The organism is Cellulomonas bogoriensis 69B4 = DSM 16987, from assembly GCF_000767165.1.
Taxonomy (GTDB): Bacteria; Actinomycetota; Actinomycetes; order Actinomycetales; family Cellulomonadaceae; genus Actinotalea; species Actinotalea bogoriensis.
On sequence record NZ_AXCZ01000101.1, the window covers coordinates 1 to 9,491 of the forward strand.

The following is a 9,491-nucleotide window of genomic DNA, read 5'->3' on the forward strand; positions in this document are numbered from 1 at the left end:
CGGCCAGGACCCCCGCGACCGGGTCGGGGCCCTGGCGTCCTTCGTCGAGCTGCGGCGCGGGCACCCGGCGCTCGCGGACGCCGCGACCGCGTCCCTGCTGGACACCGACGTGGACCTGGACCACCCGGTGGGCCGGGTCACCCGGGTCGCGCAGGCCGTCGGCCGGGAGGAGGTCGAGAAGATCGGCCGCACCACCGGCACCACCAGGGGCCGGGTCACCGCCATCGAGCTCGACGACGTGGCCGTCGACTACGGGCCCGACCTGGGTGACCTGGTGTTCGACGGGCAGATCGAGGTCGAGGGCCTGGGCCGGGGCCCGTTCTCCCGCGGCGGCGACAGCGGGTCCCTGGTGTACCGGGCCGCGGACGGGGCCGCCATCGGTCTGCTCTATGCGGGCAGCGAGGTGGGGGGCGAGAATGGCACAGGGCTCACGTACCTCAACCCCATCGGCACCGTCCTGCAGGCGTTGGGGGCCGAGCTCGCCTGCTGAGGAGGTGACACCGTGGCCGACCTGGAGCACGCCCGCGTCGCCAAGACCCACCTGCAGCACGTGCTGAAGGAGTCGGTGCACGTGCGGGGCGTGGGCATCGCACCCACCGGCGACGGGTACTGCCTGCAGGTCAACGTCCGCGCCGACGCCGACGCCCACGACGTGCCGTCAGAGGTGGACGGGGTGAAGGTGCTGGTCAAGGTGGTGGGGGAGCTGCGCCCCCGGCTCTGAGCCCGTGTCAGCACGTGTCAGCCCCTGTCAGCCCCTGTCAGCCCCTGTCAGTGCAGTGCCACGTCACCGACCGTGACGCCAGCGTGCACCACCCCGTCACGCACGTCCAGGGTCGCCAGGCTCAGGCCACGTACCCGCGCGTCGATCGCCTGCTGCACGTGCACCCGGGCCAGGGGCGCCCGCGGGCCGGGGTGCAGCTCGACGAGGTCGTCGGGCAGCCCGTTGGCGCGCAGCCGGTCGCTGATCGTGTCGGTGAGGTGGTTGAGCAGGCGGTGGGCGGGGAGCCCACGGGCCTCGGCCTGCAGCTCGAACGTCGCGACGTCCCCGTCGTACCCGATGAGCGCCGCCCTGATCGTGACCGACCCGACGGCCGCGAAGCTCAGTCGTGCGAGGGTCGGGACGTCGGGTATGGCCGCGAGGTCCACGTCGACCAGCACCGACCTCCCCTCACCGCGGACGGGACCGATGAACGGCGGCAACGTCTGGACGGCGAGGGCGAGGGCGACACCCTCCTCGACGGTCAGCGCGACCTGCATGGGACGACCTCCGGTGTGGGGACTGCCGTGCGGCGGCCACGGCACGGTACCCCGTCCGGCCCCGGGAACCGGCATCGTCCACCGGTCGGTGACGGGCGTGGGTGGTCCACGGGCAGGGGTGGGGCTCAGCCGAACGTGGTGAGGACGAGCTTGGTCGCGGCGACCAGGAGCACCACCGCCAGCAGCCGGTAGATCGCCTTGGTGGCACCGGTGCGGGCCCCGTACCGGGACCCCAGGAACCCGCCCACCAGGGCCAGGGGCACCCACACCAGGGCCGCGTTCCACGGGATCGCGGTGACGGTGGTGGCCTGCCCGGCCAGGCCCGCGCTGGAGTTCACCAGGATGAACACGGCCGACACCGCCGAGGTGGTGCGGGTCGCGGCCCACCGGTTCAGCAGCAGCAGCGGGCTGAGGAAGATCCCGCCCCCGATGCCCGTCAACCCCGCCAGCAGGCCCATCCCCATGCCCGCGCCCAGGGCCGGGACCAGGGGCGGGCGCAGGTCCGGGTCGTCCACCGGCACCGACCGCGGCGACAGCAACCACCACGCCGAGTACAGCAGCACCACCGCGAGAAGCGGCTGGTAGACGAGGCCCGGGACGTCCAGCCGACCCCCCACGAACGCCAACGGCACGGCCGTCACCGCGAACGGCCACCACACCCGGAACGAGAACGCCCCCCGCCGGTGGTAGGACCACGCCGCCACCGACGACACCCCGATGTTCAGCACCAGGGCCGCGGGTCGCATGACCTCGGGGGACACCGCGAACAGCGCCATGACCGCCAGGTACCCCGAGCCGCCGCCGTGACCCACCGAGGAGTACAGGAGCGCGGAGGCGAAGATGAACACCCCGATCAGCAGCGCCAGGTCCAGGTCCACCGCTCACCACCGGCCGGGGCGCGGCGGGTGCGGGGGCCGGGTCACGGGCCGCAGCGTAACTGCCCCCCGTGCGGCGGGACCCGTGGGTGAGGGGCCGGTCGTGGACGGGGTCTGGCGCGAGGCGGGGGCGTCGGGGTACGGTCTGCGCATGTCCTGGAGCCGGGAGTGTTGTCGCTGACGTGACGACCCCGCGCGCCTGAGGCCGGTCGGCCCTCGCAGCGCACCCCGCTCGACCTGAGGACAGACCCTCCGTGACGCAGCAGACCCTCACCCCGCACGTCCTGGCCCACCACCTGCACGCCGACACCACCCCGGCGACCCGCACCGCACCCACCGTCGCACCCGCGGCGCCTGCAGCACCGACCCCGATCGTGGAGGTGCGGCCCGCCGGTCCGGCCCCCACGCACCGCGTCGAGTTCGTGCTCGACGGACCGGCCGTCAACGAGGCGACCATCGCCCTGGCCGCCGCCCGGGCCGACGTCGTGCGCCTGGTCCCCTCCGCCGTCCTGCCCACCCCGATGGCCCTGCGAGCCATGGTCGCGACCATGGAGGACGAGATCGAGGCCGTCGGCCGTGACCGGGCCGCGGTCCGCATCGTCCTGGACGTCGAGACCGTCCTGACCGCCGACGACACCGAGGCCCACCGTCGCCGCGCGGCCCTGGCGCACGTCGAGGCGTTCACCAGTCTCACGTGGGCCCCGTCGGCGACCCGCCTGGTCGGCACCTTCGAGGACGTCGTAGACCAGGCCCGCGAGCTGGGGCGCCGCACGGGGGTCGACGCGGTCGTCCTCGACGTCCTCGGGTGACCGGCACCGCTCTTCAGGAGAAGCAGCCCGTCAGGTGAAGCAGCCCGTCAGGTGAACAGGCAGAACGGGTGGCCGGCGGGGTCCAGCATCACCCGCACGTCGTCCTGCGGCTGGACGTCCGCCAGACGCGCCCCGCACCGTTGCGCCCACCGGACCGCCCCGGGTAGGTCGTCCACCTGCACGTCCAGGTGGACGGTGGCGACCTGCTCACCGTCCCGCGCCGGCCACACCGGGGCCCGCCACCGGGCCTCGTGCTCGACGTTGAGGGTCAGGCCCGTGGTCCTGACCTGCGCCCACCCCCCGGTGGGCGGCTCGTCAGGGCCCGGCGGGTCGTCATGGGTGAGCTCCCCGTCCAGCAGCCGGGCGTAGAAGCGGGCCAGGGCGCGGGGGTCCGGTGCCGCGATCGTGACGGCCGTGGCCCTGAGGGTGGGGCGCTCGGGGCGATCAGCGCGGTCGTCCTCCCGGGAGTCGTCCGACGTCCGGTCACCACCGGCCAGGAACCACGCCGCGAAGCTCGCCGTCACCACACCCAGCAACGAGATCCCCACGATCATCAACGCCGCCGCGACGCCCCGACCCACCCCGGTGACCGGGTGACGGTCCCCGTACCCCACGGTCGTGACCGTGGTGATCGCCCACCACAGGGCGTCGCCGAACGTGGTGATGTTGGCGCCCTCCGCGTCCCGCTCGGCGTCCAGGATCGCCAACGCCCCGATCAGCACCAGCGTCCCGGCCGAGAACACCAGCGCCTGCCCCGACCGCAGCACCCCCCGGCCGCGGGCCAGGAGCACCTGCCCGGACGCGAACACCCGCAGCACCCGCAACGGGCGCAGCATCGGCAGCAGCACCGCCGCCACGTCCACCGGGTGCCGCAGCAGGTACCGCAACCGCCGGTCGGTCAGCGCCACCCGGGTCAGCAGGTCGGCCGCGAACGCCACCCAGATGACGAACGCGACGCCCTCGGTCAGCCGGTGCACCCACGACGGGACGTCCGGCCAGACGATCGGCACCCCGTACGCGGCGAGGAACACGATCGCCAGCACCATCATCACCGGCGCCGCGACACCCTCGTACCGCGCCAACCTCTTCCCCGCACGTGACCTGCCGTCGGTGCGGGACGTGGCGCTCATGACACCTCACCGTAGGGGGCAGGGCACCACGACGCCCCCTACGATGGCCGCGTGCACGCCACGCCGCGACCCCGGCCCCTCGGCCCGACGCGCCTGGCGAGCGGCGTGGCCCTGGCCACCGGGGTCGCGCTCCTCCTCGCGTGCACCACGGCCGAGCCGGCCCCACCACCACCGCCCGAGGCCGCCCCCGTCGTCGAACGCCCCACCCCCGCGCCCTCACCGGTCACCCCCGAACCGGAGCCCGAACCGGAACCGGAACCGGGCCTGGACCTGACCCAGCACTCCACCACCGACCCCGCCAGCCCCTGGGTCGTGGTCAACAAGCGCAACCCCGTCGACCCACCCACCTTCGCGCCCGACGACCTCGTCGACGTCGCCGGGGTGCGGTTGCGGGAGATCGTCGTCCCCGACCTGGAGCAGATGCTGGCCGCCGCGGCCGACGACGGCGTCCGACTGCTGCCCCGCAGCGGCTACCGCTCCTACGACGAGCAGCGCGCCGCACGCGCCGCCATCGAGGCCCGACGCGGGTTCGCGCACGCCGAGAGGTACTCGGCCAGACCCGGCCACTCCGAGCACCAGACCGGCCTCGCCCTGGACATCGACTCCGCCAGCACCCCGTCCTGCAACCTGCAGACCTGCTTCGCCACCACCCCCGAGGGCCGGTGGCTCGCCGACAACGCCACCGACCACGGGTTCCTCGTCCGCTACACCCCCGAGAACAGCGACGTCGTCGGGTTCGCCGCCGAACCCTGGCACCTGCGCTGGGTCGGGCACGAGCTCACTGCGTGGATGGTCGACGAGGGCCACACCACCCTCGAAGAGGTCTTCGACGTCCCCGGCGGCCCCGACTACCCCGACTAGACCCCGGCTGGCTGCCCCACGGTCCCGCCCGGCGAGCGGGGGGCATACACCGGGCCCACTCGTGTTCACTGTGGACGTGACCTCCCCACGACTGCCCAAGGTCCGCGCCTCCGAGCTCGTCGGGCGCGGCTGGCTCAACACCGGCGGCAAGGACCTCGCCCTGGCCGACCTGCGCGGCAAGATCGTCCTGCTGGACTTCTGGACGTTCTGCTGCATCAACTGCCTGCACGTCCTGGACGAGCTGCGCGAGGTCGAGGAGCAGCACCGCGACGTCCTGGTCGTCGTCGGGGTCCACTCACCGAAGTTCGTCCACGAGGCCGACCCGGTCGCGCTCGCGGCCGCCGTCGACCGGTACGAGGTGCACCACCCCGTCCTGGACGATCCCGAGCTGGTCACGTGGTCGGCGTACTCGGCCCGCGCCTGGCCGACGCTGGTGGTGGTCGACCCCGAGGGGTACATCGTCGCCCACATGGCCGGTGAGGGGCACAAGAACAACGTGGCCGTCCTGGTGCGTGAGCTGGTCGCCGAGCACGAGGCGAAGGGCACGTTGCACCGTGGTGACGGCCCGTACGTGCCGCCGCCGGTCACGTCGTCGACGTTGCGGTTCCCCGCCAAGGTGATCCGGTTGCCGGACGGGAACCTGCTGGTCGCCGACGCCGGGCACCACGCCCTGACCGAGCTCGCGCCCGACGGTGAGACGTTCGTGCGGCGCATCGGCGCGGGGGAGCGGGGCCTGGTGGACGGTGCCCCGGACGTCGCCCGGTTCAGCGAGCCGAACGGGTTGTGCCTGGTGCCCGAGGCGCAACGTGACCTGGTCGGTGGGGACGTCCTGGTCGCCGACACCGTGAACCACGTCATCCGGGCGGTCCGGTTGGCTGACGGTCACGTGCGCACCGTCGCCGGGACGGGTGAGCAGTACATGGTCGGCGGCAACGACAACGTCACCGACACCGGTGCGGGGGACCGCACGGGCGCCCGGTACGACGGGGACCCGACGGGGGTGCGGTTGTCCTCACCGTGGGACGTGGTGTGGTCCCAGGACCTGGGCGTGTTCGTGGTCGCGATGGCCGGCAACCACACGTTGTGGGCGTTGGACCTGGTGGCCGGTCGCGCGCGACGCCTGGCCGGCACCATGAACGAGGGCCTGGTCGACGGGCCCGGTGCGGGGGCGTGGTTCGCGCAGACGTCCGGCCTGGCGGTCGGCGGCGACGGGCGGGTCTGGTTGGCGGACTCCGAGGTGTCGGCGTTGCGCTGGGTGCAGGCCGGTGACGGTGACGTGACCGTCGGGACCGCGGTGGGTGCCGGGCTGTTCGACTTCGGGCACCGGGACGGGCCGGCAGACCAGGCGCTCCTGCAGCACCCCCTGGGGGTCGCGGTGCTGCCCGACGGGTCCGTGGCCGTCGCCGACACCTACAACGGGGCGGTCCGCCGCTGGGCTCCCGCACCTGACGGGCCCGGTGAGGTCACGACGTTGGCCCGGGACCTGGCCGAACCGTCGGGCCTGCTCGTCGACGTCCGTGAGGACGGGGGCATCGACCTGCTGGTCGTGGAGTCCGCGGCGCACCGGTTGACCCGCGTGCAGCTGCCCGCACGTCTGGCGGGGCAGATCTTGGACGCGGGGGCGCACCGCACCCAACGGCCCGTCACCGACGTCGGCGCCGGTGGGGTGCGGCTGGACGTGGTGTTCACCCCCGCCGTGGGGCAGAAGTACGACGACCGGTTCGGGCCGTCCACCCGCCTGCAGGTCTCGTCCACCCCACCGGAGCTGCTCCTCGCCGGTGCGGGCGACGACGTGCCCCTGGTGCGGGACCTGGTCCTCAACCCCGAGGTGACCGAGGGGGTGCTGCACGTGACCGCGCAGGCCGCCTCGTGCGACGCCGACCCCTCGATCGAGTTCCCGGCCTGCCACCTGAACCAGCAGGACTGGGGTGTGCCGGTGCGGGTGGTCGACGGGGGGCCGGACGTGCTGACCCTGCCGCTGCACGGGTGAGCGGGGCGGGGTCCGCGTCAGCTGCGCGGTAGGTGTCGGTCGCCCAGCTCGGTGAACACCGCGGTGTTGTGGTCGAACGCGACCTGCGCCTCGGCGACCACCTGGTCCTGCTCCAGGGGCGTCAACGGCAACGAGTCGATGCGGGCCCGGTACCCGTCCTTGAACACCTTCGGGGCGGTGACGGTGGGGAACGAGTAGAAGTGCAGGGCCTCGTCGGGCACCTGGTAGTGACGGCGGAGCATGGCCCGTACCGCCAACCCGCCGGACAGGTCACCCAGGTACCGGGTGTAGGCGTGGGCCACGAACCCCGGGAGCGTCACCGCGACGCGTCGCAGGTGGGTCACGTACCGGGTGGTCGACGGCAGCACCCGGGTGCGGTCCCGCCAGTCGGGGCCGACCAGGTGGGTGAGGTCGGTGTCGATCGCGGCGGCGCGCACCAGCTCGGGCATGACGATCGACCCACCGGGGGCACCGGCCACGGCCCGGCCCCCGGCCTCCAGGGCGGTGTAGAGGGCGTGGTGCTGGACGGCGAGGTCGGTGTACGCCTCCACGTGCAGGTCACCGCCCATCAGCGCCGTGATGAAGGGGGTGGACTCCGCGCGGCGGTGCTGGTCCTGGGTCCCGGCCCGGAGCCGGGCGGACAACGTGACGGGGGTGGGGAGTGCTGCGGGGTTGGTCACGGTCACGTGTGCCCGACCGGGGCGTCGGGGCCATGGGCGGCGACGGCGGTGAGGATCTCCAGGCCCCGCGCCACGGCGGTCGTCAGCACCTGGGGCGGGTCGCCGTCGAACACCTCACGGACGGTGCGCACGCCGTCGGGGTGCGCGACCGCGAACCACACGGTGCCGGCCGGTTCGCCCTCGTCCGGTGCGGGGCCACCGACGCCGGTGAGGGCGAGGGCCAGCTCGGCGCCCAGCAGCTCACCGGTGCGACGCGCCATCTGGGCGGCGCACTCGGCGCTGACGACCGGGCCCCGGGGGACGTCCAGGAGCCCGAACTTCACCTCGGGTGAGTACGACACGACACTGCCCACGAACCACGACGTCGCACCGGGTGCCGCGGACAGGACCGTCGCCACGTTCCCGCCGGTCAACGACTCGGCGGTCGCGACCCGCCACCCGCGGGTGGTGACGGCGTCCACGAGGTCGACGGTCAGCGCCTCAGCGGCGTCGGCCGTGTGGGCGAGGGCCTCGGACAGGTGGGTCATGGGTCAAGAGTTCACGAGACGCCGAGGGCACGCAGCACGAACGCCTCGGTCGCGGTGATCGCCGCGTCCCGCCCGGGGCCGTCGTCGGGCACACCACGGGAGGCCAGGCACGCGTTCACCAGGACGATCGAGGTGTCGACGGGCTGATCGGCGAAGGTCCCCTGGGAGATCCCGGCGGTGAGGATGCGCCGCAGGATGTCCTCGACGGGCTCGGCGTGGGAACGCAGCTGCGCCCGGGTCGCCGGTGACAGGACGGTGCGCAGGTCAGGGCCCGGCGCCAGGTGGAACACCCGCTTGAGCTGGGCGTGCTGCCGGACGTAGGTGCGCATCTGGTCGACGGGGTCGTCCACACCGTCCAGGGCCCGCTCCAGGGACGCCACCCACTGCTCGGTCTCGTGGGTGATGAACGCCAGCAGCAACGCCTCCTTGTCAGGGAAGTGGTTGTACACGGCGGTGCGGCCGATTCCCGCGGCCCCGGCGATGTCCGCCAGGCTGATCGCGTCGAACCCGCGGTCGGTCATGAGCGCCGTCAGCGCGGCGAACAGCTTGTTGCGGGTCTGGGCGCGGTGCTCACTGAGCGACCCCCCGATGATCTTCGGCACGTCCCTATTGTCTCACCGCGCGCTGACCTGCCCCGATGGGGACGCCGGGGTGTGGACCGACGGTTCAGGGATTCGGGGGGAGGCTCTACCGTTGTGCCGTCGTCCAGGTCCGGTCAGAGGGGAGCGCCGAGATGGCTGCGGGGACGTCCACCAACCACGAAGAGGTCCTGGCTGCCGCCGAGAGACTCCGCCAGCTGCTGGAGGACATCGCCGAGCAGCGGGAGTACCTGGCCACCATCCGGCTGCAGCAGGGTGAGGGCAAGTGGTCCGCGCAAGAGATGTGCGCCGACTTCGCCCGCCACTACGCACGCAAGACCCACGAGCTGGAGCAGCGCCTCACCGAGGCCTCCGCACAGGTCATGCAGGCCGCCGAAGACCTGCGGCAGAGCTCCCAGAACCTGCTCGCCGCCGACGACCGCGCCAACGAGATCCTCACCAGCATCCTCCAGGGCACCCCGCCGGCGCCCACCGTGGTCGTCGTGCCCGAGGCGTACGCGGTGCCCGCGGACGAGATGAGCGAGTACGAGTACGACCCGGAGCAGCACGAAGCGGACCAGACCCCTGGCGCCGGCGACGGCGCCACCACACCCGCGGCCAGCACCACCCGGGAACCCCTCGGGGTGAACGCCTACGCCGACGAGCCGGGGCGCAGCTCGTGACACGGGTGGAGGGCGTGCGCGCCCGGCGCGGCAGGTTCGCGTCCGTGGTGGTGGCCGCGGCGGCGGCGTCGTGCCTGCTCGTGGGCGCGGTCCCGGGTGCG

General features: G+C 73.5%; 11 protein-coding genes and 1 pseudogene. 6 read left to right on the forward strand and 6 right to left on the reverse strand.

The genetic code is table 11. The features are described from left to right. A pseudogene (locus N869_RS17780) lies at positions 1-490 on the forward strand (hypothetical protein); the annotation flags it as partial. Positions 491-502: 12 nt separating this feature from the next. Then, entirely contained in the window at positions 503-721 is a 219-nt protein-coding gene (locus N869_RS09825) for a hypothetical protein (protein WP_035060923.1), read from the forward strand. A 47-nt stretch (positions 722-768) separates the two neighbouring features. Here the strand turns inward: N869_RS09825 and N869_RS09830 are convergent, their stop codons facing one another. Next, positions 769-1,257, reverse strand: a complete 489-nt coding sequence (locus N869_RS09830) for a hypothetical protein (protein WP_035060926.1) — start codon at positions 1,255-1,257, stop codon at positions 769-771. A 125-nt stretch (positions 1,258-1,382) separates the two neighbouring features. Continuing rightward, positions 1,383-2,135, reverse strand: coding sequence for a sulfite exporter TauE/SafE family protein (locus tag N869_RS09835; RefSeq protein ID WP_052105340.1), 753 nt, complete (start codon positions 2,133-2,135; stop codon positions 1,383-1,385). A gap of 251 nt (positions 2,136-2,386) precedes the next feature. Here N869_RS09835 and N869_RS09840 point away from each other — a divergent pair, with 251 nt between their 5' ends. Then, complete coding sequence (locus N869_RS09840; protein ID WP_035060929.1) at positions 2,387-2,941, forward strand: LLM class flavin-dependent oxidoreductase; 555 nt, start codon at positions 2,387-2,389, stop codon at positions 2,939-2,941. Between the two features lie 47 nt (positions 2,942-2,988). On the opposite strand, the gene N869_RS18535 is transcribed toward N869_RS09840, so the two are convergent. Beyond that, positions 2,989-4,071 (reverse strand): VOC family protein, encoded by a 1,083-nt coding sequence (locus N869_RS18535; protein ID WP_052105342.1) that lies wholly within the window; start codon positions 4,069-4,071, stop codon positions 2,989-2,991. A gap of 51 nt (positions 4,072-4,122) precedes the next feature. On the opposite strand from N869_RS18535, the gene N869_RS09855 reads away from it, so the two are divergent. Together N869_RS09855 and N869_RS09860 are read left to right on the forward strand one after the other, a co-directional pair. Further along, positions 4,123-4,932 carry a M15 family metallopeptidase gene (locus tag N869_RS09855; protein ID WP_052105344.1) on the forward strand — a complete coding sequence of 270 codons (810 nt, stop codon included), beginning with the start codon at positions 4,123-4,125 and terminating at the stop codon, positions 4,930-4,932. A gap of 76 nt (positions 4,933-5,008) precedes the next feature. Next, positions 5,009-6,922: an NHL domain-containing thioredoxin family protein gene (locus N869_RS09860; RefSeq protein WP_035060952.1), complete on the forward strand. Its 1,914-nt coding sequence runs from the start codon at positions 5,009-5,011 to the stop codon at positions 6,920-6,922. A 17-nt stretch (positions 6,923-6,939) separates the two neighbouring features. On the opposite strand, the gene N869_RS09865 is transcribed toward N869_RS09860, so the two are convergent. The 3 genes from N869_RS09865 to N869_RS09875 are packed head-to-tail and all read right to left on the reverse strand — an operon-like array spanning position 6,940 to position 8,731. Next, a complete protein-coding gene (locus tag N869_RS09865) occupies positions 6,940-7,602 on the reverse strand; it encodes a biliverdin-producing heme oxygenase (protein WP_035060935.1) in 663 nt (220 codons plus the stop codon). 2 nt (positions 7,603-7,604) lie between these two features. After that, a complete protein-coding gene (locus N869_RS09870; RefSeq protein ID WP_084136867.1) occupies positions 7,605-8,129 on the reverse strand; it encodes a CinA family protein in 525 nt (174 codons plus the stop codon). A gap of 11 nt (positions 8,130-8,140) precedes the next feature. Continuing rightward, entirely contained in the window at positions 8,141-8,731 is a 591-nt protein-coding gene (locus tag N869_RS09875) for a TetR/AcrR family transcriptional regulator (protein WP_035060938.1), read from the reverse strand. Positions 8,732-8,862: 131 nt separating this feature from the next. Here N869_RS09875 and N869_RS09880 point away from each other — a divergent pair, with 131 nt between their 5' ends. Then, positions 8,863-9,390 carry a hypothetical protein gene (locus N869_RS09880; protein ID WP_035060941.1) on the forward strand — a complete coding sequence of 176 codons (528 nt, stop codon included), beginning with the start codon at positions 8,863-8,865 and terminating at the stop codon, positions 9,388-9,390. Positions 9,391-9,491: the final 101 nt, after the last annotated feature.

What these genes read in the sequence shown, in the direction of transcription:
- N869_RS09830 (WP_035060926.1), bottom strand. Translation starts at nt 1,257, where the DNA reads ATGCAGGTCGCGCTGACCGTCGAGGAGGGTGTCGCCCTCGCCCTCGCC.
- N869_RS18535 (WP_052105342.1), bottom strand. Translation starts at nt 4,071, where the DNA reads ATGAGCGCCACGTCCCGCACCGACGGCAGGTCACGTGCGGGGAAGAGG.
- N869_RS09870 (WP_084136867.1), bottom strand. Translation starts at nt 8,129, where the DNA reads ATGACCCACCTGTCCGAGGCCCTCGCCCACACGGCCGACGCCGCTGAG.
- N869_RS09880 (WP_035060941.1), top strand. Translation starts at nt 8,863, where the DNA reads ATGGCTGCGGGGACGTCCACCAACCACGAAGAGGTCCTGGCTGCCGCC.